We start from the raw sequence: 21,409 nt of genomic DNA on the forward strand, positions 1-21,409 counted from the left end.
CAACATGACGACAAAAAAGCCCGCTTCGAGCGGGCTTTTTTGTCAGCTTCGCGCCGCGCGGTCCGGCGCCATGCCGTAATCCTCGCTGCGTTCCACCGCGCGGTAGAAGTCGGCGAGCTGCTTGCCGCGCTCCGGCTTGAAGATGCGGCCGGCGATGACCACCGAGGCGATGCGGTCGATGCGGAAGGCGCGGAAGTCGTCGCGCATCTCGCACCAGGCGACCAGCGTCCATACCTTGCCCCAGAACCACAGGCCGAGCGGCCGGATGTCGCGCGCGGTGCCGCGCCCTGCCTCGTCCGAGTAGTCGATGGTCAGCACCTGGCGCTTTTCCACCGCCCGCTCGATCAGGTCGATCGCCTCGCGGGCGGCGTCGCTGACCACCCACATCGGCGTGTGGATCTCGGTGCGGGCAATGCGGTCCTTCTCGGCATCGGGAAGCACGGCGCCGATCTTGACCAGCGCCTCGTCGGCGGCACGCGCCATGGCGGCGCCGCCGAAGGCGCGCACCATGCGCGCGCCGGCAACCAGCGCCACGATCTCGTCACGCGTGAACATCAGCGGCGGAAGGTCGAAACCCTCCCTCATCATGTAGCCAACGCCAGCCTCGCCGTCGATCGGCACCCCGGTCGACTGCAGGTCGGCTATGTCGCGATAGATCGTTCGCTCGGAAACCTCGAGCCACGTGCCGAGCTTCTGGGCGGTGACCAGACGGCCACCACGCAGATGCTGCACGATCTGAAAGAGCCTGTCGGCGCGGCGCATCGTTTGCTTCCCCAGTGTTTTTCCTGGAGCAGTTCACCGTTTTATGGAAACGGCGACCTGCTCCAACTCTTTGTCTTGATGCAATTCCGGACGGAAAACCGTTCCACACCGGAATTGCTCCATGCATGCAGTGGCTCCCGGACAGGATCCACTTCCAAATGACATGCATTAAGGTTTCAGCCCTTCGCGCTTGCGCTGCGCGGCAACGAACTCCGCGCCAAAGGACAGTTTTTTCGTTGTCGGCGTCTTCGCATCGAGCACGCGCCAGAATGGGGCGATGTCGCTCAGCGTCATGCCGCGTTCGAGATCCTCCCTGGCGGCTTCGGCAACGGTGCGCAGATGATAGCCTATGGTGACCGGGCATGTCACTTCGGCGCCATGTTCGACGGCAAGCGCGGTGCGCAACGCGCGCACGTCCATCTCGACGCCTTGGGGAATGGAACGGATGAAATCGTCGACCTGCCGCGCCGTCGGCACCAGCATCGGCTGGCCTTCGACGACGTCTCCCATCGTGCGCGGCGTTGGTTTCACGCCGTTGATGCCCGGCGTGTTCAGCCTGTCGTTCCAGCTTTTCATCGATCGTCCTCTCGGCCGGCCATGCGCATTATCCCACCATCGCACGCAGCTACTGACAGCATACTGTCAGGAGGCTTCAGCATACTCCCTGGCGAACAGCCCCCGCATCTGCGCGAGATCGCCGCCCTTTTCGGGGTAGAGCGTCTGCAAAAAGGCAAGGGCGAAGGTGCCGGGCGCCGAACCCGGCGCGGAAACGATCCTGCCGTCGGCCACGGCATGCAGGACGTCCTGGTAGTTGATGTCGCCGGCATAACCGGTTTCGTGGCGGTTGATCCAGTCGCGGCCATTGCTGGTATGCCTGGCCTTCGCGAACAGGCCGGCCCGGGCCAGCGCAAGCGTCCCGGCGCAGATGCCGCCAACGACGCCGTCGCGGGACGCGACGGCCGTAAGCAGTCCTGCGACATCCGGCTGTGCCTTGCCCGCCCATTGATCGGAACCGATTACGGCGACGGCATCGAGATCTGCATTCTCATCGACACTCGCGGAGCGGTCGGGCGTTAGCCGAAAACCGCTGATTCCGGTTACCGGCTTGCCTTCAGGCGTCAGCGAGACGGCGCGGGCGCCGAACCATTCCACCGCCGAGGCCGCCAGCAAGCCATATTCCCAGTCGGCGAAGCCTTCGATGAACAGAAAGCCGATTGTCTTCCGATCAGGCATAAGCTCGCTCCATCCCTTTAGCGCCGGACTTTGTTTTCATGCATGTCGCGATATATCTGGGCGTTGACGCGCCCATGTCCAACGCGCTGTCTCGAAATCTTGTCTCAATTGCCGCGATGGCGACGATCGGCATACATGTCCGGCCAGCCGATATCCTTGCGGATGTCCGCCGGCAGCGAATTCATGAAGCGCTGGGTGCGGATCTCGTTGCGCATGGTCCGCACCTTGCCGACATAGTGCTGCACGCCGCGAAGAATGGTAAACCCGTTCATGACTATTCTCCTCTCTCTGACTGGAGGCAGTATCGCATACCCCTCCTGACAGCAGTCTGTCAGGAGGATGGCAGGGCGCACGACAATAGCGCGCACGGGCGGGGTCGCCGGAGAGTGGCTCTTGGACCACGGCCTCCGACCAGCTTACGGACAGTCGATTGTTCACTGAGTAGGAGCAAATCAATCTGCCATTGTTCAATCAGCAGCGACGGACTGTCGGAGCGCAAGGCCTTCAGCGTCATGGCTGCCGTTCCGATATGGAGGGAGAAAATTCCCCCCAAAAACAGGGAGACGCCCCATGAGCCTGCAACTGACAGGAATCCACCATCTCACCGCCATCACGGCCAACGCGCCCGGCAATCTTCACTTCTACACGAAGGTGCTAGGGTTGCGGCTGGTCAAGAAGACGGTGAACCAGGACGACACCTCGGCCTACCACCTTTTTTACGCTGACGGCGAGGCTTCGCCGGGCACCGACCTCACCTTCTTCGACTGGCCGGTCGGGAGCGAGCGGCGCGGGACGCACAGCATCGTGCGGACCAGCCTCAGGGTCGGCAGCCGGGATAGCCTTGCTTGGTGGAAACAGCGCCTGACCGGCGAGACGATCGCGACGGGAGAAATCACCGAGACTGGCGGCTATGCCAGCCTGGATTTCGAAGACCCCGAGGGCCAGCGCCTGCGGCTGGTCAGTGATGGCGGCAAGGGCGACAGTCATCCCTGGGCGCAAAGTCCGGTTCCGGCCGAGCACCAGATCCGCGGGCTCGGACCGATCGTCATCAGTGTCCCCGACATCACCAACACCGAGGCGGTGGTGAGGGGGGTCATGAACATGCGCAAGGCGCGGGAGTATGCGTCGCCGGAAGGCCAGGTTCACGTCTTTGAAATGGGCGAGGGTGGGCCGGCGGCGGAGCTGCATGTCCTGGTGCAGCCAGGTGTCGCGCCGGCAAGGCAAGGCACCGGTGCGGTCCATCACGTTGCGTTCAGGGCGCCGGACCAGGAGACGCTGCATCAGTGGACGGCGCGCCTGGCCGAATTCCGCCTGCCGTCGAGCGGCGAGGTCGAGCGCTATTACTTCCGCTCGCTCTATTTCCGCGAGCCGAACGGCATCCTGTTCGAGATCGCCACCGATGGGCCGGGCTTCACCGCCGATGAGCCGCTGGAGACGCTGGGCGAAAGCCTGGCCCTGCCGCCATTCCTCGAAGCAAGGCGCGCTTCGATCGAGGCTGGGCTGAAGCCGCTGAAATAGGCCGCTGCGCGCTCAAGGCGGGCGCCGCGTCCCGGTTCGGGATCGCGGCGCCGGTTCTTTCCCGGAGACCGGACGATCCGCTTTGACAGCCAGCCACGTTGCTGGTCAAAGGCGGCATGACGAAATTCCTCGCCCTTGTCATTATAGGCTTCATGGTCATCCAGCTGATCAAGCCGCTCGGCTGGCCCGGGCTCAAGCGACGGGCTGATTTCTGGAAGCTGGCGCTGCTCGCCATGGCCGCGATCTCGCTGGCCGCCGTGCTCGGGCATTTGACATAGGGCGGCCAAGACAGAGCCTACCCGGTCGGCGTTCAGCCGGCGATCACTGGGCCGACAAGATGCTCGGCCCAAGCCCGGTAGCCGGCCTCCGAGGCATGGAAGCCATCCGAGGCAAACCCTGCCTCGGGATCGGTGATCGGCAGGCGAGGTGCGGGCACCGCGCCGCGCTCGAGGCACAGGCGCTCGCCCATTCGGTTCATCGCGGTGGCACGGACTTCCAGGATCTTGCCGAGCAGCGACGGCATCGCCGGTGCCCGCGTGAACTCCAGCACCGGGGACCACACCACGCGCGCCTCCGGCCATTTGGCGCGCAGGCCGTAGAGCAGGCCGCCGAACTCCTTCTTGAAGCGCGGCACCGAGTGGAAATTCTTGGTGTCGTTGGTGCCGATGGCCAGCACGATGTGCGTCCACGGATCGGCCGACAGATTGGGCAGGACATGGTCGCGAACCTGGCCCGATGTCGCCGAATTGAAGCCGGCGGCGCGCCAGCGGACCGTGCGGCCGGTGCGCCGCGAAATCATGACGGCGAGTTGCGCGGCAAGTCCGTCCTCGGAATTGCCGATGCCGACCGAGGCGGCCGAGGAGTCGCCCAGCACCAGCAGCGAGATCGCAGGCGCTTCGCCTGATATTTCATGCATGACCGGTCCCTGCGCCGGCAGCATGCGGGTGGTGCGACGGCGCACGCCCAAGCCCTGCCAGACGTAGACGGGGTAGGCGAGCCAGGTGAGAAGGGCCGGGAAGCGCATGGCGATACCGTGAAATGATCAGGCAGGCTTAGCGCATGTTCGGGCCGAGGTGAACGCCTTCAGTCGCAGCAGTTGGACTTGCCGGCCTGGTCGTCCTGATATTCGTCATGCAGCCGCACCCAGTCCATCAGGCCGTGATAGGGACCGTTCTCGTTGCGGCCCTTCGGCGTCATGTCGAGATAGTCATAGGTGCCGATCTGCGCCTCGCCGCCGCGGGCCCGCGACATCAAAGTGAGGAAGATGTCGCCGGTCTCGTCCTTGTAGAAAACACTGGTGCCGGGAAGTTCCTTCGAGGTGCGGGGACGGGTCTCGAAATTGTAGGTGGTTTCACCGGCGGCGATCTGCCTGTCGGTGAAAGAGACCTGCATGTCGAAGTTGAAATCCGACGCATAGGACGACACCCAGTCGAACTTCCAGCCCATGCGCTGCTTGTAGGGCAGAAGCTCGGCCAGCGGCGCGCGCGAGATCACGACCAGCGACACGTCGTGGTGCTTGAGGTGCTGATTGGCGCCGTCGATATGGTCGGCGAGGAAGGAGCAGCCCTCGCAATGATGCGAGCAGCCCGGACCGAACATGAAGTGGTAGACGATCAGCTGGCTGTTGGCGCCAAACAGGTCGGCCAGTTTCTTCGGTCCTTGCCCGGTCTCGAAGACATAGTCCTTCCTGATCTTCAGCCACGGCAGTCCGCGCCGCTCGGCCGCGACGCGCTCGCGAAGCCGCGTCAGTTCCTTCTCGCGAGCCAGATGCGCCTTGTGCGCCTGGAACCAGTCTTCGCGTGAAACAACCTTGTTGCGATGCATGAATCTCTCCCTGTCTGCATCCCAAGGACGTTCGGGACGAGCGAAACCCGACATCGCCGCCAAGGAGATAAGGGTGGAGACGCGCCGTCCCAAGCCCGGCATGCCACAAACAAAAACCCGGGCGCGGCGGCCCGGGTTTGAAGGAAGACGAAAAGATGTGGTCAGGCGGCCTGTTCCAGGCTCGCTTTCCATTTGCCCAGCGCCGCAAGGTGGTTCATGTGGGCGCGGTGGGTGAAGGCGGCCTGGCCGGCGGCGACGTTCGAAGCCTTGCCGCTCCAAGCCTTCTGCGGGGCGGCCTGCAGCGCGCGGCCGTAGGAGAAGGTCAGCTTCCACGGGTGCGGACCGATGGCGTTGATCGCGCTGAGGTTTGCGGTCGCCTCCTCGTCCTCCTGGCCCCCGGAAAGGAAGGCGATGCCCGGCACCGCCGCGGGCACCGTCTGGCGGAACAGTTTTATGGTCTTCTCGGCGACTTCGTCAGGGCTGTCCACCGTGCCTGACTTCTTGCCCGACAGGACCATGTTGGGCTTCAGGATGGTGCCTTCGAGCACGACGCGGGCTGCATGGAGTTCGTCATAGAGCTTGATCAGCGTCGCCTTCGATATCTCGTAGCAAGTGTCGATGTCGTGGGCGCCGTCCATCAGCACTTCCGGCTCGACGATCGGCACGATGCCGGCTTCCTGGCAAAGCGCTGCATAGCGGGCGAGCGCGTGGGTGTTCGCAGCGATCGAGGTGGCCGAGGGCACGCCCTTGCCGGTATCGATGTCGATCACCGCGCGCCATTTGGCGAAGCGGGCGCCGAGCTGGTAATAGTCGGCAAGCCGCTCGCGCAGGCCATCGAGGCCTTCGGAGACGGTGTCGCCGGGAAAGCCGGCCAGCGGCTTGGCGCCGGCATCGACCTTGATGCCGGGAATGGCGCCAGAAGCCTTGATGATGTCGACCAGCGGCGTGCCGTCGGCGGCCTTCTGGCGGATCGTCTCGTCGTAGAGGATGACGCCGGAAATATACTTCGTCATCGCGTCCTTGGCGCGGAACATCATCTCGCGGTAGTCGCGGCGGCTATCGGCGGTCGATTCGACGCCGATGACGTCGAAGCGCTTCTTGATCGTGCCCGAGCTTTCATCGGCGGCCAGCAGGCCCTTGCCGCCCGCCACCATCGCGGCGGCAATGTCTTCGAGACGTTCGCTCATACTTGCTTCCTCCTGAAGGGGTTCTTCCGCGCATAACGGAAGTCTACCGCCAAAGGAATGGCATCGGAAAGCTCGAATCGATTGAAAGTCCCGGGCCGCCTCTCCGGCTCTCGCCGAGTTGATCGGACTGCCCGTTTTTCCTGGAATGCCTACCGCTTCAGCACGTCGACGCCGGGCAGCGGCTTGCCTTCCATCCATTCCAGGAACGCGCCGCCGGCGGTCGAGACATAGGTGAAGTCGTCGGCGACACCGGCGTGGTTGAGCGCTGCCACCGTATCGCCGCCCCCGGCAACGGAGACCAGCTTGCCGGCCTTGGTGCGCGCCGCGGCATGCTTGGCCGCGGCCACCGTGGCGTGATCGAAGGGAGCGATTTCGAAGGCGCCGAGCGGGCCGTTCCAGACCAGTGTCGCGGCGCGGTCGATCCATTCGCCGACGGCCGTCACGGTCTTTGCGCCGACATCGAGGATCATGCCGTCGGCCGGCACCTCCGAGATGGCGACGGTTTCGCAGGCAGCGCCCGCCTTGAATTCCTTGGCGACGACGCCGTCGACCGGCAGGATGATGGCGCAGCCGGCCTCGGCCGCCTCGATCATGATCTGCTTGGCGGTCGCGGCCAAATCATGCTCGCACAGCGACTTGCCGACACTGGTGCCGCGCGCGGCGAGGAAGGTGTTGGCCATGCCGCCACCGATGACCAGCGCATCGACCTTCTTCACCAGATTCATCAACAGGTCGATCTTGGTCGAGACCTTGGCGCCGCCGACGATGGCGACGACCGGACGGACCGGGTTGCCCAGACCCTTCTCCAATGCTTCGAGTTCGGCCTGCATGGTGCGGCCGGCGAAGGCCGGCAACAGGTGCGCCAACCCTTCCGTCGATGAATGGGCGCGATGCGCCGCCGAAAAGGCGTCGTTGACGAAGATGTCGCCATTGGCGGCGAGCCGTTCGGTGAAGGCCGGATCGTTCTTCTCCTCGGCCTTGTAGAAGCGGGTGTTTTCGAGCAGCAGCACGTCGCCCTTGTTCATTGCAGCGACCGCGCTTCCCGCCGTGTCGCCGACGCAGTCCGAGGCAAAGCCGACGGGACGGCCGAGCACCTGCGCCGTCGCTTTCGCGATCGGCTCCAGCGAGAATTCGGGAGAGGGGCCATCCTTGGGGCGGCCGAAATGGGCGAGCAGGATGACCTTGGCGCCCTTGCCGGACAGCTCGGCGATGGTCGGCGCGATGCGCTCGATGCGGGTGGCGTCGGTGACCTTGCCGTCGGCGACGGGAACGTTGAGGTCGACGCGCACCAGCACGCGCTTGCCGCTGATGTTGCCGATGTCGTCCAGTGTCCTGAAGGCAGCCATGCCGATCCCTTTCCTCGAAAAATCGCCGGGACCATACCCCGCATCGGCTACGATGCAAGACTTGGGCTGGGTTCGGGACGAAATTTTGAGGCGGGCGGGCACACAGTCCGTGAAGACAGCGCCGACGTAGATGAGGGAGGCGCAAACGAGCGCCGCGGTCAGCTTCCCGTCGCTGCCTTTTCGACCGGCGGCTCAGTGGCGTCATCCGTCTTTGCCGCCACCTGCGGTACCACCGGTCTGCGCCAGTCGCGGATGAAGGCAGCGAGGCGGTCGACGATCTCGCCGGCACTGAGGAAGACCGGCACCCGCGCCACCGGCGCAGTGGGCTCGAAGGAGAGACCCAGCCCGGTGATCCTGCCCTTGTCATCGACATCCCTGACGATCAGCTCGATCGGACCGATCAGCACACGGTCGGCATATTCGGCATGGCCGCCGAGCCGCGCGGTGACCAGCGCTCCGACGGTCTGCTTCTGCTCAGCTTCGGTCAGGCCCGGCGCGTAGGCGGCTTCCAGTTCGGCGGCCGAGCGTGCCGGGTCGACGGCGAAGGCGCCGAAGAAATCAGCATCCTCGGGATCGACGACGGCGCGACTGGCGAACAGCTTGTCGAGCAGGCGCGGATAGCGGTCAGGCACGAAGATGTAGACCTGGTCGCCGGCGGCGAGCCGGCCCATGTCCTGGAAGCGCATCGAGCGCCCGTCGCGCAGCACCAGCGAGGGCCGCGCCCAGCGCGGAATGCGCTCGCCGCGTGCCACCGGGCTGCCTTGTGCGACACGATAGGCGAGCAGTTCGTGGTGGGCGGAGCCCGGCAATTCCAGCTCGACCTTGTCCAGCGGGCCGAGGCGCGCCGGCACGATGAGGCCAAGGCGACGTGCCAGCGGGCCAACCGTCCAGCCCTGGATGACCAGCGACACAAGCACGATGATGAAGGCGGCATTGAAGATGGTGCGGCCGTTCTCCAGCCCTCCAAGCAGCGGGGTGATGGCCAGCAGGATCGAAACCGCGCCGCGCAGGCCGACCCAGGAGACAAAGGCGACCTCAGGGCGAGGCAAGCGGAACGGGATCAGGCAGAGCCAGACCGCGATCGGCCTGGCGATGAACATCAGGAACAGGCCAAGCGCTATCGCCGGCAGCATGATCGCCGGGAATTGCGAGGGCGTCGCGAACAGGCCGAGGATCAGGAACATGATGATCTGTGCCAGCCACGACATACCATCCTGGAAGCGCTTGAGGATGGTGACGGCGCGGATGTCGGAATTGCCGGCGATGAGCCCGGCAAGATAGACCGCCAGAAAGCCCGAGCCGCCGATCGCGCCTGCGGCGGCGAAAACCATCAGCGATAGCGTCAGCACGAAGATCGGCAGCAGGCCATGATCGAGGTTGAGCCGGTCGACGAGACGCACGATGCCGAGACCGCCGAGTATGCCGACAACGGCGCCGAGGCCCATGTTGACGAGGAAGCCCAGCACCAGGTTGGTGATCAGGACGTTGGTTTCAGGATTGGCATGGGCGGCGATGACCTCGACCAACGTGATGGTGAGGAAGATGGCGATCGGGTCGTTGGTGCCGGATTCCACCTCGAGCGTGGAGCGCACGCGCTCGCGCAAATTGATCTCGCCGGCGCGCAGCAGGAAGAACACCGCAGCCGCGTCGGTGGACGCGACGGCAGCTCCCAACAGGAAGGATTCCAGCCAGCTGAGGTCGAGCAGATAGTAGGCGGCGGCCCCGAACAGGCCAGTGGTGAGCAGCACGCCGAAGGTCGCCAGCGACAGCGCCGGCCCCGCCGCCTGCCGCAAGGCATTGAGCGGCGTGCCGAAACCGGAATCGAACAGGATTACGGCAAGCGCCAGTGAGCCGGCAAAATAGGCGACGCGGGCATTGTCGAATTCGATGCCGAGGCCGTCGGTTCCGGTGGCGAGCCCGATGCAGAGAAACAGAAGCAGGAGGGGGGCGCCGAAGCGGAAGGCGATCAGGCTCGAAAACGCGGCGGCGACGACAAGCGCTGTGCCGACCAGCGTGACGAGATAGATCGCATGCTCCATCCGTGATTTGCCCCTCGAATTCCTGACGCATGACCCCGAAATCGGGATCGATTTCGGAAAGGGTCATGCGCCAAGTCAAAGTGTTACAGCGTCCTTTGCGCGTCCGAGGACGCGCGGCGCTGTAATGCTTTCCCGATTCAACGGAGAGTGGGGCGAAGGCATGGCCAGCGCAAGGCGGCAGCGTGGTTTTTTGGCCGAAGCCGCTGATTTCCGGGCGGCTGACCGTTGCGGCTCGGCAAATGAAAAACGCCCGGGCGAAGCCGGGCGTTTCAGGACTTGCGAAGACGGATCTTCGATCAGGCGATGGTCTTGCCGAAGGCGACCGCGGTGTCGCCCATGCGGTTGGAGAAACCCCATTCATTGTCGTACCAGGACAGCACCGAAACGAAGTTGCCGTCCATCACCTTGGTCTGGTCGAGCGCCATGATCGAGGAACGCGGATCGTGGTTGAAGTCGATCGAGACATTCGGGTGATGGGTGACGCCGAGAATGCCCTTGAGCTTGCCGTTGGAGGCGGCGATCACCGCTTCGTTGATTTCCTGCACCGTGGTTGCGCGCTTGGCGATGAACTTGAAGTCGACGACCGAGACGTTCGGGGTCGGCACGCGGATCGAGATGCCGTCGAGCTTGCCCTTGAGGTCGGGCAGCACGAGGCCGATCGCCTTGGCGGCACCGGTCGAGGTCGGTATCTGCGACAGCGCGGCGGCGCGGGCGCGGTAGAGGTCCTTGTGCATGGTGTCCAGCGTCGGCTGGTCGCCGGTGTAGGAATGGATCGTCGTCATCATGCCCTTTTCGATGCCGACCGTCTCGTGCAGCACTGCGGCCAGCGGCGCCAGGCAGTTGGTGGTGCAGGACGCGTTCGAGATGACGATGTGGTCCTTGGTCAGCTTGTCGTGGTTGATGCCGTAGACGACGGTGAGATCAGCGCCGTCGGCGGGTGCGGACACCAGCACCCGCTTGGCGCCGGCGGTGAGGTGCGCGGCGGCCTTGTCACGGGCGGTGAAGATGCCGGTGCATTCGAGGGCGATGTCGACGCCGAGTTCCTTCCAGGGCAGCTGCGTCGGATCCTTGATCGCGGTGACCTTGAATTTTTCCTTGCCGACGGTGATCTGGTCGCCATCGACGCTCACCTCGTGCGGGAAGCGGCCGTGCACGCTGTCGTAGCGCAGCAGGTGCGCGTTGGTTTCGACCGGGCCGAGATCGTTGACGGCGACGACGTCGATGTCCTTGCGGCCGGACTCATGGATGGCGCGCAGGATGTTGCGGCCGATGCGGCCGAATCCGTTGATGGCAACTCTGACGGTCATGTTTCTCTCCCTGGGAGTTGGAAGGTAATTTGGTCCGCAGCTTCATAGCGGCGGACGGCCGAAGAATCCAGCCATTCAAGGCATGGATTTAAATCGATTAGGTTGGGCCAGCCCACGAAAAGGCGAACGCAGTTTCGTGGGCCTGGGCACTTCAATCGGTTATTTGCCGTGCAGGCGGGCTTCCGCCGCCTTGGCAGCCGCCTCGGCGGTGATGCCGAAATGCGGATAGAGCTGCTCGATGGTGCCCGAGGCGCCGAAGCCGGTCATGCCGATGAAGATGCCGTCCGAGCCGATGAGATGATCCCAGCCCTGGCGGATGCCGGCTTCGATCGCCATCTTGATCGGCGCGTTGCCGATCGTCTTCTTCCGATAGTCATCGCTCTGCTTGTCGAACAGTTCGAAGCAAGGCACCGACACGACGCGGGTCGGGTGGCCGTGCCTCTCCAGCAAGTCGCGGGCGCCAAGCGCGATCTCGACTTCGGAACCTGTGGCGAAGATCGTCACCGCCGCCTCGCCGCTGGCCGCGGCCAGTTCGTAGGCGCCCTGGCTGCTCAGGTTCTTGTCAGAGTGCTCGGTGCGCACTGTCGGCAGGTTCTGGCGGGTCAGCGCCAGGGTCGACGGGGTCTTCTCCGATTCAAGGGCGATCTGCCAGCATTCGGCGGTTTCCACCGCGTCGGCCGGACGAAAGACATTGTGGTTCGGGATGGCGCGCAGCGCCGCCATATGCTCGACCGGCTGGTGGGTCGGGCCGTCTTCGCCCAGACCGATGGAATCATGGGTCATGACGAAGATCGAGCGGATGCCCATCAGCGAGGCAAGCCGCATCGAGGGGCGGGCATAGTCGGAGAAACACAGGAAGGTACCGCCATAGGCGATGAGGCCGCCATGCAGCGTCAGGCCGTTGATCGCGGCGGCCATGCCGTGCTCGCGGATGCCGTAGTGGACATAGCGCTGGCCGTAATCGTCCGGCGTGATGTTCTTGGTCTGGCTGGTCTTGGTGTTGTTGGAGCCGGTGAGGTCGGCAGAGCCACCGATGGTCTCGGGCACGGCGCCGTTGATGATTTCGAGCGCCATTTCCGAAGACTTGCGGGTGGCGACCTTCGGCTTGTCGGCCGAGAGCTTCTTCTTGTAGTCGGCAATGACGGCGTCGAAATTGGACGGCAGCTTGCCGCTGGTGCGACGCTCGAACTCGGCCCTCAGCTTGGCGTCGGCCTTGGCGAGGCGACCTTCCCAATCGGTGCGTGCCTTGACGCCTGCCTTGCCGGCGGTGCGCCAGGCCTCGAGGATGTCGGCCGGGATTTCGAAGGGCGGCGAGTCCCAGTTGAAGAACTTGCGCGCGCCGGCGATCTCGTCGGCGCCAAGCGGCGAGCCGTGCGCCTTGTTGGTGCCGGCCTTGGTCGGTGCGCCGAATCCGATGGTCGTCTTGCAGGCGATCATCGTCGGCTTGTCGGAATGGCGGGCGGCCTCGATGGCATAGGCGATGGCTTCAGGATCCGTGCCGTCGATGTGGCTGGCGTTCCAGCCGGAGGCCTGGAAGCGGGCGACCTGGTCGGTGTTGTCGGCGAGCGAGACCGGCCCGTCGATCGAGATGTTGTTGTTGTCCCAGAAGACGATCAGCTTGTTGAGCTTCAGATGCCCGGCCAGCGCGATGGCTTCCTGGGAAACGCCTTCCATCAGGCAGCCGTCGCCGGCCAGCACGTAGGTGTAGTGGTCGACGAGGTCGTTGCCGAAGGCGGCATTCATGATGCGCTCGCCGAGCGCGAAGCCGACCGAATTGGCGAGGCCCTGGCCGAGCGGGCCGGTGGTCGTCTCGATGCCGGTGGCATGGCCGTATTCGGGATGGCCAGCCGTCTTCGAGCCCAGCTGGCGGAAGTGCTTGATCTGGTCGAGGGTCATGTCCTCGTAACCGGTCAGATGAAGCAGCGAATAGAGCAGCATCGAACCATGGCCGGCTGACAGGATGAAACGGTCGCGGTCGGCCCAGTGCGGGGCCTTGGGGTCATATTTCAGGAAGCGCGTGAACAGCACCGTGGCGATATCGGCGCAACCCATGGGCAGGCCGGGATGGCCGGAATTCGCCTTTTCGACGGCGTCCATGGAGAGAAAACGGATCGCATTGGCCATCCGGTCATGTTGTTCACGCGACGTCATGGTTCCTCCAGAAATGGGGGTTTGGGGCTTGGGAGAGCCCTTGAAAAGGGTGCGCGACACATAGCAGGCGCGGGCTTTTAGTCAACAAATCGGGTGCATATTTGCCGGTCTTGTGATGCCGACGGCGGGCCTACATTAGCGTTAGCGGGGGACAGTCGCGAGAGCTTTGTTGACGTCGCCTTCACCCGGTGCCTAATGTTTCCGATATAACGCGTTCTGAACGCGAACGATTCGGTGATGGGCAGGGCACAGGACGAACGCCATGACCGGGGAAACCACGCTCAAGGAAGTGATCGCCAGGCTGGGCAAGGCCATGGAGGGGCTGGAAAACGCCGTCGCGGCCAAGCTCGAGCACGAACGCGACTACTCGGAAGCCGAGGCCGAGGTGCAGCGGATGAATGCCGACCGCTCGCGGCTGGCGCAGGAACTCGACAATTCCGAAGCACGCGCCGAACGGCTGGAAGACGCCAACAAGGAAGTCTCGCGACGGCTGGTAACCGCCATGGAAACCATCCGCGCCGTGTTGGACAGATAGGAGCTGGCCCGATGGCACAGGTCACGGTTTCAATCGACGGCAAGCAGTATCGCATGGCCTGCGACGAGGGCCAGGAAGAGCATCTGATCGACCTAGCCGAACGCTTCGACCGTTATGTTTCACACCTGAAGGACTCGTTCGGCGAGATCGGCGACCAGCGGCTGACCGTGATGGCCGGGATCATGGTGATGGATGAGCTTTCCGAGCTGCAGAAACGCGTCAAGGGCATGGAAAGCGAAGTGCTCACCTTGCGCAAGACGCGCGACGAGGCGCTGACCAAGGCCGACAAGAGCGACAGCGTGCTGACCAACGCGCTCGGCGCGCTGGCGCAGCGCATGGAGGATCTCACGGCGACGCTGGCGGTCAACAAGGCCTGAGCAAGTCGCGGTTGAACGGCATCGCGCGCCGGATCTGTTGTTTCATGCAGACCTGTCTCCGGCAGAGACAGCTTCGACTTCGGCGGACATCCGAAAATCCTGCCGCAATTTCCATCGAGGACAGAATCTTTTTCGCCGCCAGCGCTGCAGCTGGCAGGTTTAAGCATTTTGTCGGCGCTGCCGGGAGTGCTAAAAAGGTGTCGAGCCGCGGCAGCGGGTTTGCGGCATTGTCAGGGGTAGGGATAGATCATGAGCCTTCGTATCAACGATATCGCACCGGACTTCACCGCCGAGACCACCCAAGGGGTGATCCAATTCCATGACTGGATCGGCGACGGCTGGGCGATCCTGTTCAGCCACCCGAAGAACTTCACCCCGGTCTGCACGACCGAGCTCGGCACGATGGCGGGGCTCGAAGGCGAGTTCAAGAAGCGCAACGTCAAGATCATCGGCATTTCGGTCGATCCGGTTGCAAGCCACGACAAATGGCAGGCCGACATCAAGACGGCGACCGGCCATTCCGTGAACTATCCGCTGATCGGCGACAAGGATCTCAAGGTCGCCAAGCTCTACGATATGCTGCCAGGCGGCGCCGGCGAGACGTCGGAAGGCCGCACACCCGCCGACAACGCCACGGTGCGCTCGGTCTATGTCATCGGGCCGGACAAGAAGATCAAACTGGTGCTGACCTATCCGATGACCACGGGCCGCAACTTCGATGAAATCCTGCGCGCGGTCGATTCCATGCAGCTGACCGCCAAGCACCAGGTGGCGACGCCGGCGAACTGGAAGCAGGGCGAGGACGTCATCATCACGGCCGCCGTTTCCAACGAGGATGCGATCAAGCGTTTCGGCGCCTACGAAACCATCCTGCCTTATCTCAGGAAGACCAAGCAGCCATCGGCCTGAACAGGCGCCGGAACGTTTTTCGTCTTTTTCACCCCTACGGGCCACGTCATGCTTGACTGGCCGGTAGGGGGTGGACAAGCATGCCTCTGTCGGGGTTCGGCGGAGAAAATCATTCCTGCCGCCGCGTTGGGTTGGGAGCTCGGTTTGGACATTGCTTTGGCAAGACCGCAGGTCAGGGGCTTCTATGACAAGCCGACCGGGGCCATCCAGTATATCGTCGCCGATCCGGCCACGAAGCGCTGCGCCATCATCGACCCGATCCTCGACTTCGACGAGAAATCCGGCGCAACGGGTACGAAGAGCGCGGACGCCTTGCTCGATTTCATGAGGGAAGACGGGCTGGAGCTGGAGTGGATTCTCGACACCCATCCGCATGCCGACCATTTCTCCGCCGCGCATTACCTGAGAGAAAAGACCGGGGCGCCGACAGCGATCGGCGACAGGGTCGTCGATGTCCAGAACCTGTGGAAGGCAATCTACAACTGGCCGGATTTTCCTGCTGATGGCTCGCAGTGGAACAGGCTGTTCGGGGAGGGCGAAACCTTCCGGATCGGCACCCTTCCGGTCAAGGTGCTGTTCTCGCCCGGACATACGCTGGCGTCGATCACCTATGTGGTCGGCGACGCCGCCTTCATCCACGATACACTGTTCATGCCCGACAGCGGCACGGCGCGGGCGGATTTTCCCGGCGGCAGCGCCTTGCGGCTCTGGCATTCGATCCAGGCCATCCTGGCTTTGCCAGATGAAACGCGCGTCTTCGTCGGCCATGATTATCAGGCGGGCGGCCGCGAGCCTCTGTGGGAAAGCACGGTGGCCGCGCAGAAGGCCACGAACATCCATCTGGTCGCCGCGCACAGCGAGGCCGAGTTCGTCGCCTTGCGCGAGGCGCGTGACCGGTCCCTGCCGATGCCCAGGCTGATCCTGCATGCACTGCAGGTCAACATGAACGGCGGACGGCTGCCGGAACCGGAGGCCAATGGCCGGCGATATCTGAAGTTTCCGCTGGATGGGCTTTGAGGGATATTTTTTGTGGGGGCCCCGCCGGTGAAACTGCCGATCTCCCACATGACCTTTCAACCAATTGTAGCTGGCCGTCTGAACTGACGTCCGGCCGGAGATGGCTGAAATCGAAAAGTAGCGTTCCTTCACACCCCCCTCTGTCCTGCCGGACATCTCCCCCGCAAGGGGGGAGATTGGCCATGTCCCGGTTTTCGCCAACCGCCAGCCGAACATGAAAAAGGCGGCGCCAGTTTCCTGACGCCGCCTTTTGATCTTGTTGCCGAACCCGGCTTTACGCTGCCGGCTGCGCCTCGATGGTGCGCAACGCCTGCATCTGGCGCTTGGCGGCGGCCTTGACCGCATCCTGCACCTTCTCGAAGGCGCGCACCTCGATCTGGCGCACGCGTTCGCGGCTGATGTCGAACTCGGCCGACAGCTCTTCCAGGGTCAGCGGCTCCTCGGCGAGGCGACGCGCCTCGAAGATGCGCCGCTCGCGATCGTTGAGCACTGCAAGAGCACCGGACAGCATGCCGCGCCGGTTTTCCAGCTCGTCCTGCTCGATCAGCATCTCTTCCTGGCTTTCGTGGTCGTCGACCAGCCAGTCCTGCCATTCGCCGGACTCGCCTTCCGTCGCCCGGATCGGGGCATTGAGCGAGGCGTCGCCTGACAGGCGGCGGTTCATCGACACCACTTCGGCTTCGGAAACGTTGAGCCGCGTGGCGATCTCGGCGATCTGGTCGGGCTTGAGGTCGCCGTCATCCAGCGCCTGGATCTTGCCCTTCACCTTGCGCAGGTTGAAGAACAGGCGCTTCTGGTTGGCGGTCGTGCCCATCTTGACCAGGCTCCACGAGCGCAGGATGTACTCCTGGATCGAGGCCTTGATCCACCACATGGCGTAGGTCGCGAGGCGGAAGCCGCGCTCGGGTTCGAATTTCTTGACGGCCTGCATCAGGCCGACATTGCCTTCCGAGATCACTTCGCCAATCGGCAGGCCATAGCCGCGATAGCCCATGGCGATCTTGGCGACGAGCCTCAAATGGCTGGTGACGAGCTTGTGCGCGGCGGACGTGTCTTCATGCTCGGCATAACGCTTGGCGAGCATGTACTCTTCCTGCGGCTGAAGCATGGGAAAGCGGCGGATTTCTTCCAGGTAGCGGCTGAGGCCGCCTTCGCCGGAAACGATACTGGGTAGTGACTGGGCCATGATAGCGCCCCCTCTCTATTGGAGTGATGCCCCCGAAACGCGGCGGGCATGTGACGCGAGCACCAAAAGGCTCGCCCGCGACATCGGATCATATACAGGAACAAAACCAGAAAAGACAGCATTTGTTCAACACGAAACGGTGTGTCACGCTGAAGTGAACAATGTCAGTCAGGTTTTTGATGGCTGGCTCAACGCTGTCGTCGGCAGGTTCAGACCTTGCGAAAGCCGCCGACGAGTTCCTCCATGTCCCTCGGTATCGGCGCCTCGAACCTCATCGTTAGATGGGTATCGGGATGACGAAATGCAAGGAGCCAGGCATGCAAAGCCTGCCGGGAAAATGCCTTGACCTGGCTTTTCAACGGTTCGGGCAGCCGGTTGGTCTTGGTGCGGAAGGCCTGGCCGTAGTCGGGGTCGCCGATCACCGGATGACCGATATGGGCCATGTGGACACGTATCTGGTGGGTGCGGCCGGTTTCCAGCCGGCATTCGACCAGGCTTGCGGTGGCGAACTCCTGCTGTTTCTCGCCAAAACGCTCCTTGACGGCAAAATGGGTGACGGCGTGGCGGGCGTCGTCGCGGCCTTCCGGCACCACGGCGCGGCGCACCCGGTCGGCGGCGCGACCGAGCGGCGCGTCGACCGTTCCGGTCGGCCTCTGCGGTATGCCCCAGACCAAAGCCAGATAGGCGCGTTCGAGATCGCCGGTCAGGCCATGATCGGCGAAGGCTTCGGATAGGGCCTTGTGGGCGCGGTCGGTCTTGGCCACCACCATGACGCCGCTGGTCTCCTTGTCGAGGCGATGGACGATGCCCGGCCGGCGCACGCCGCCAATGCCGGAAAGGCTCTCGCCGCAGTGATGGATCAGCGCATTGACCAGCGTGCCGGTCCAGTTGCCGGCGCCGGGATGCACGACGAGCCCGGCCGGCTTGTTGATGACGATCAGTGCGTCATCTTCATAGAGCACATCGAGCGCGATGTTCTCGCCCCGCGGCTCGGCCGGCTCGGGCTCCGGCATGGCGACCGAGACACTTTCGCCTGGAAGCATCTTGCGCTTGGTTTCATCAACCGGCTTGCCGTTGATGGAAACGGCTCCCTGCCGGATCAGCATCTGCACGCGGCTGCGCGACATGTCCGGGCCAAGGCTGGCAGCCAGCCATTGGTCGAGGCGCTGGCCCGCCGCATCCGCGCCCGCCACCAGCACGGTGGGTGCCTCCATCAATCCGTCCTCTATCAATTGAGGGGCCTCTTCGCTATGAGCGCTCATTGAAAAACCGTTCCGGAATGTTTGCCATGGCCAGCCCAACCGCCGAGGAAGATCAGGAAAAGCCGCTCGACCCCGAAGTCGAAAAGGTGCGCAGGAAACTCGTCCGTTTCGTCGGCATCAATCTCGGCCTGCTGTTTCTTGCCCTTATGGTGGTGATCGGCGCCCTTGTCTACAAAGCGCGCAACGCGCCAGCGACGAACCCGCCGCTGGCCGGCGATATCCAGACCCCCGCCGGCGAGCTTGCCAGCGGCGACATCGTGCTGCCGGTCGGGGCCAAGGTGGTGAGCCAGTCGCTGTCCGGCAACCGCGTCTCCATCGATGCCGAGCTCACCGACGGCGGCCGCGCGATCTTCATCTATGATATCGCGGAGCGTCGCCTGATCGGCCGTTTTGCAATTCGCAACAGATGACGGGTTTCGCCGAACATCGTCGCGTCGCGACCGTTGCGCTGGTCGTCGCCAACTATGACGAGGCGATCGCCTGGTATGTCGGGCGGTTGGGTTTTGATCTCGTCGAGGATGTCGATCTCGGCGGTGGCAAGCGCTGGGTCACGGTGGCGCCGGCCAATGGGGGCGCCAGGCTGCTTCTGGCCGAGGCTTCCGACGAGGCACAAAGCAAAAGCATCGGCAACCAGACCGGTGGCCGGGTTTTTCTCTTTCTCGAAACCGACGACTTCGCCCGCGATCACGCGGCGATGCTGGAGAAGGGCGTCGAATTCCGCGAGGCGCCGCGTTTCGAACCCTACGGCACGGTGGCGGTTTTCGCCGATCTGCACGGCAATCTCTGGGACCTGATCGAGCCCAAACGGTAACGCGTTAGCTGCTTTTTGTCCGATGCGTTAAAGCAGCCGAAACCCCAGTTGCTTTTTCCCAGCCGTCAGCCTATATCGCCGGTTCTTGAACGCGCCCATCGTCTAGCGGTCAGGACACCGCCCTCTCACGGCGGGAACAGGGGTTCGATTCCCCTTGGGCGTACCAATGGTTTCTGCCAGATGCGATGCTTGCGCCATACGGCCTGTTGCAGCAAGTTGGCTGCATGAAACAATTGGCTTTGCCGCTCCTCATTTCCGCGTCCCTGATCGCCCAGTGCGGTCCGTCGTTCTCCAAGGACAGGAAGATCACCGGCACCATTCGGGGTTTCGAATGTGGCGATAATTGCTATCTGACCATTGTCGACCGCAGGAAGCAGGAGCAAGTCGGCCTGTGTTCCGCTCCCGAGTGCGGAAGCTGGAACGAGCAAACCGCGATGCCGTCCCGCTACACGGGAAAACGCGTGACCGTTACAGTCGGACAAGGGCAGCAGATCGATGACAGCGGCAACGTGATGGGAGAGATGATGTCCTTCACGAAGATCAGATTTCTCGACTAGCCTTGGCGGTATTCGCGACCACCTCGCGCTCCAAGTGGAAGTGGAGGGCCAGCGCAATGCCGGCCCCTTTTGCTTTTAGACTGCTGTGCAGCGGTCCGTCCGGCGCAACAACGGCTCGGCCGTTCCTTCCCACAGTTTCGGATCACATTCTGACAAAGTACCCGTGTGGGTTGCGTTCACCGAAAGAAGCGGCAAAACCCGCGAAAATCCGGCGGCCGCATGGCCGAATTCACCCAATTTAAGTCAGGCCGCGACGCTTGAAAGCGCAACGATCTCTGTTACTTGGCATGCGGGTAGCGTCCGCGGATGGCGGATTTTGGGTCGGGTAGAGTTGGGATGTCCTCAGTGAAGATTATTTGCTCGCGCTGCCATGGCGGCGGCAAGGTTTTCGATTGCTCGAGATGGTCTGCGTCAAAAGGGCATTGCTGCCCGCAGGGGACGCATCAGACAAGCTGCCCGGGGAAGACCATCGCATGCGCCGAATGTGGCGGCGTGGGGATGCTGGCCGTGGCCGAGCTCAGGGCCGTCGCGTAATCGCGGTTTCGGCCATGGTGCTACGAGCGCGGCTTTGGCTAGGGCTGATAACCGCAATCCTTAAAAACGTTTCCCTGGCTTTTACAACCAGGAACGGTTTCGCCGGCGTGCCAACATTAGGGTTCGCCGCTTCTGGCGCGGCGGAGCCGATTGCATTAGCATTACCTTCTGGGTCTTGAGGCACAGTTCGAGTGGCGCGCAGAACGCCGCGTGCCGGGCAGATCCGCACGGGCAGCTGATGCCTCGGGAGGGGCCAATGCAGAAACTGCAATCGCAGGGTGTCCACCACATCACGCTGGTTGGCGCCGGCCGCCAGACCTCGATCGATTTCTGGGAGGGCGTGCTCGGCATGCCGTTCATCTTCGAGCAGCCCAACCTCGACAAGCCCAAGGAGAGCCATCTCTATTTCGATCCCGGCGACGGCCGGCTGATCACCATCTTCACCGACGAAAGCCGCACGCCGGAGAAGCGACGCACGCCGACCGATACGGGCTGTGTCCATCACATCGCCTTTTCGGTGTCGCGCGTCACGTTCCTGCAGGCGGTCGCTCGGCTCGACGAGCGCGGCATCAAGCACAGCGGCGTCAAGGATCGCGGCTTCATGGATTCGATCTATTTCGAGGATCCGCTCGGGCTGCTGATCGAACTCGCCTCCTATCGCTTCGAGCCGCCGGCCGGCTTCACCCATGCCGACGTGCTGATGGAAGCGCACAGGCTGCGGGTCGCGCGCGGCGACTACAACATAGCCGAAGTGCATCTCGCCGATGCGATCCAGGCGCTCGTCGAGCGTTCGCGCGCAACCCTGTCGGATGACCGGGCGCCGAAGAACCCATACTGAACGGACACAGAGGGAG

At 63.5% G+C, this 21,409-nt stretch carries 23 protein-coding genes and 1 tRNA gene; 11 read left to right on the forward strand and 13 right to left on the reverse strand.

What is annotated here, in order from left to right; translation table 11 throughout:
- Positions 1-42: 42 nt before the first annotated feature.
- The 4 genes from X743_RS166195 to X743_RS1000000170270 form a co-directional block, all read right to left on the reverse strand.
- A complete protein-coding gene (locus tag X743_RS166195; protein WP_013529238.1) occupies positions 43-762 on the reverse strand; it encodes a YafY family protein in 720 nt (239 codons plus the stop codon).
- Positions 763-930: 168 nt separating this feature from the next.
- Positions 931-1,338 (reverse strand): hypothetical protein, encoded by a 408-nt coding sequence (locus X743_RS166190; protein ID WP_013892622.1) that lies wholly within the window; start codon positions 1,336-1,338, stop codon positions 931-933.
- A 66-nt stretch (positions 1,339-1,404) separates the two neighbouring features.
- Positions 1,405-1,995, reverse strand: coding sequence for a DJ-1/PfpI family protein (locus X743_RS166185; protein WP_023763716.1), 591 nt, complete (start codon positions 1,993-1,995; stop codon positions 1,405-1,407).
- Between the two features lie 104 nt (positions 1,996-2,099).
- Positions 2,100-2,267 (reverse strand): hypothetical protein, encoded by a 168-nt coding sequence (locus X743_RS1000000170270; protein ID WP_013892624.1) that lies wholly within the window; start codon positions 2,265-2,267, stop codon positions 2,100-2,102.
- Positions 2,268-2,565: 298 nt separating this feature from the next.
- On the opposite strand from X743_RS1000000170270, the gene X743_RS166180 reads away from it, so the two are divergent.
- Both X743_RS166180 and X743_RS28755 read left to right on the forward strand, forming a co-directional pair.
- A complete protein-coding gene (locus tag X743_RS166180) occupies positions 2,566-3,513 on the forward strand; it encodes a ring-cleaving dioxygenase (RefSeq protein ID WP_023763717.1) in 948 nt (315 codons plus the stop codon).
- A gap of 116 nt (positions 3,514-3,629) precedes the next feature.
- Complete coding sequence (locus X743_RS28755) at positions 3,630-3,791, forward strand: hypothetical protein (protein ID WP_023763718.1); 162 nt, start codon at positions 3,630-3,632, stop codon at positions 3,789-3,791.
- A gap of 32 nt (positions 3,792-3,823) precedes the next feature.
- Here the strand turns inward: X743_RS28755 and X743_RS166175 are convergent, their stop codons facing one another.
- From X743_RS166175 to tkt, 7 genes are all read right to left on the reverse strand, one after another.
- Positions 3,824-4,537, reverse strand: a complete 714-nt coding sequence (locus tag X743_RS166175; RefSeq protein ID WP_023763719.1) for an SGNH/GDSL hydrolase family protein — start codon at positions 4,535-4,537, stop codon at positions 3,824-3,826.
- A 59-nt stretch (positions 4,538-4,596) separates the two neighbouring features.
- Positions 4,597-5,337, reverse strand: coding sequence for a thioredoxin family protein (locus X743_RS166170; protein WP_023763720.1), 741 nt, complete (start codon positions 5,335-5,337; stop codon positions 4,597-4,599).
- Between the two features lie 161 nt (positions 5,338-5,498).
- Positions 5,499-6,524, reverse strand: coding sequence for a class I fructose-bisphosphate aldolase (locus X743_RS166165; RefSeq protein ID WP_023763721.1), 1,026 nt, complete (start codon positions 6,522-6,524; stop codon positions 5,499-5,501).
- A 149-nt stretch (positions 6,525-6,673) separates the two neighbouring features.
- Positions 6,674-7,870: a phosphoglycerate kinase gene (locus tag X743_RS166160; protein ID WP_023763722.1), complete on the reverse strand. Its 1,197-nt coding sequence runs from the start codon at positions 7,868-7,870 to the stop codon at positions 6,674-6,676.
- Positions 7,871-8,028: 158 nt separating this feature from the next.
- The gene (locus X743_RS166155; protein WP_023763723.1) at positions 8,029-9,909 is read right to left on the reverse strand and encodes a potassium/proton antiporter; all 1,881 of its coding nucleotides are present in this window, start codon (positions 9,907-9,909) and stop codon (positions 8,029-8,031) included.
- A 296-nt stretch (positions 9,910-10,205) separates the two neighbouring features.
- The gene (gene gap / locus X743_RS166150) at positions 10,206-11,216 is read right to left on the reverse strand and encodes a type I glyceraldehyde-3-phosphate dehydrogenase (RefSeq protein WP_013892632.1); all 1,011 of its coding nucleotides are present in this window, start codon (positions 11,214-11,216) and stop codon (positions 10,206-10,208) included.
- A gap of 159 nt (positions 11,217-11,375) precedes the next feature.
- Entirely contained in the window at positions 11,376-13,367 is a 1,992-nt protein-coding gene (gene tkt / locus X743_RS166145; RefSeq protein WP_023763724.1) for a transketolase, read from the reverse strand.
- A gap of 262 nt (positions 13,368-13,629) precedes the next feature.
- On the opposite strand from tkt, the gene X743_RS166140 reads away from it, so the two are divergent.
- The 4 genes from X743_RS166140 (at position 13,630) to X743_RS166125 (ending at position 16,205) form a co-directional block, all read left to right on the forward strand.
- Entirely contained in the window at positions 13,630-13,902 is a 273-nt protein-coding gene (locus tag X743_RS166140; protein WP_023763725.1) for a DUF4164 domain-containing protein, read from the forward strand.
- Between the two features lie 11 nt (positions 13,903-13,913).
- Positions 13,914-14,279 (forward strand): cell division protein ZapA, encoded by a 366-nt coding sequence (locus tag X743_RS166135; protein ID WP_013892635.1) that lies wholly within the window; start codon positions 13,914-13,916, stop codon positions 14,277-14,279.
- 249 nt (positions 14,280-14,528) lie between these two features.
- Positions 14,529-15,188 carry a peroxiredoxin gene (locus X743_RS166130; RefSeq protein WP_023763726.1) on the forward strand — a complete coding sequence of 220 codons (660 nt, stop codon included), beginning with the start codon at positions 14,529-14,531 and terminating at the stop codon, positions 15,186-15,188.
- Positions 15,189-15,344: 156 nt separating this feature from the next.
- Positions 15,345-16,205 carry an MBL fold metallo-hydrolase gene (locus tag X743_RS166125; protein ID WP_245264146.1) on the forward strand — a complete coding sequence of 287 codons (861 nt, stop codon included), beginning with the start codon at positions 15,345-15,347 and terminating at the stop codon, positions 16,203-16,205.
- 274 nt (positions 16,206-16,479) lie between these two features.
- Here the strand turns inward: X743_RS166125 and rpoH are convergent, their stop codons facing one another.
- On the reverse strand, positions 16,480-17,391 hold the full coding sequence (rpoH, locus tag X743_RS166120) for an RNA polymerase sigma factor RpoH (RefSeq protein ID WP_013892638.1): 912 nt from the start codon (positions 17,389-17,391) through the stop codon (positions 16,480-16,482).
- A gap of 209 nt (positions 17,392-17,600) precedes the next feature.
- Entirely contained in the window at positions 17,601-18,653 is a 1,053-nt protein-coding gene (locus tag X743_RS166115) for an RluA family pseudouridine synthase (RefSeq protein ID WP_023763728.1), read from the reverse strand.
- Positions 18,654-18,679: 26 nt separating this feature from the next.
- Between X743_RS166115 and X743_RS166110 the strand changes: the two genes are divergently transcribed.
- The 5 genes from X743_RS166110 (at position 18,680) to X743_RS166090 (ending at position 21,393) form a co-directional block, all read left to right on the forward strand.
- Entirely contained in the window at positions 18,680-19,063 is a 384-nt protein-coding gene (locus X743_RS166110) for a hypothetical protein (protein ID WP_023763729.1), read from the forward strand.
- Positions 19,060-19,464, forward strand: coding sequence for a VOC family protein (locus X743_RS166105; RefSeq protein ID WP_023763730.1), 405 nt, complete (start codon positions 19,060-19,062; stop codon positions 19,462-19,464). The genes X743_RS166110 and X743_RS166105 overlap by 4 nt, the downstream gene beginning before the upstream one ends.
- 91 nt (positions 19,465-19,555) lie before the next feature.
- Positions 19,556-19,630 (forward strand) — tRNA-Glu (locus X743_RS166100).
- Between the two features lie 19 nt (positions 19,631-19,649).
- Positions 19,650-20,021, forward strand: a complete 372-nt coding sequence (locus tag X743_RS166095; protein ID WP_023763731.1) for a hypothetical protein — start codon at positions 19,650-19,652, stop codon at positions 20,019-20,021.
- Positions 20,022-20,811: 790 nt separating this feature from the next.
- Entirely contained in the window at positions 20,812-21,393 is a 582-nt protein-coding gene (locus X743_RS166090) for a VOC family protein (protein ID WP_023763732.1), read from the forward strand.
- The last annotated feature ends 16 nt before the right edge of the window (positions 21,394-21,409 follow it).

It is taken from the genome of Mesorhizobium sp. LNHC232B00, assembly GCF_000502435.1.
GTDB lineage: Bacteria > Pseudomonadota > Alphaproteobacteria > Rhizobiales > Rhizobiaceae > Mesorhizobium > Mesorhizobium opportunistum.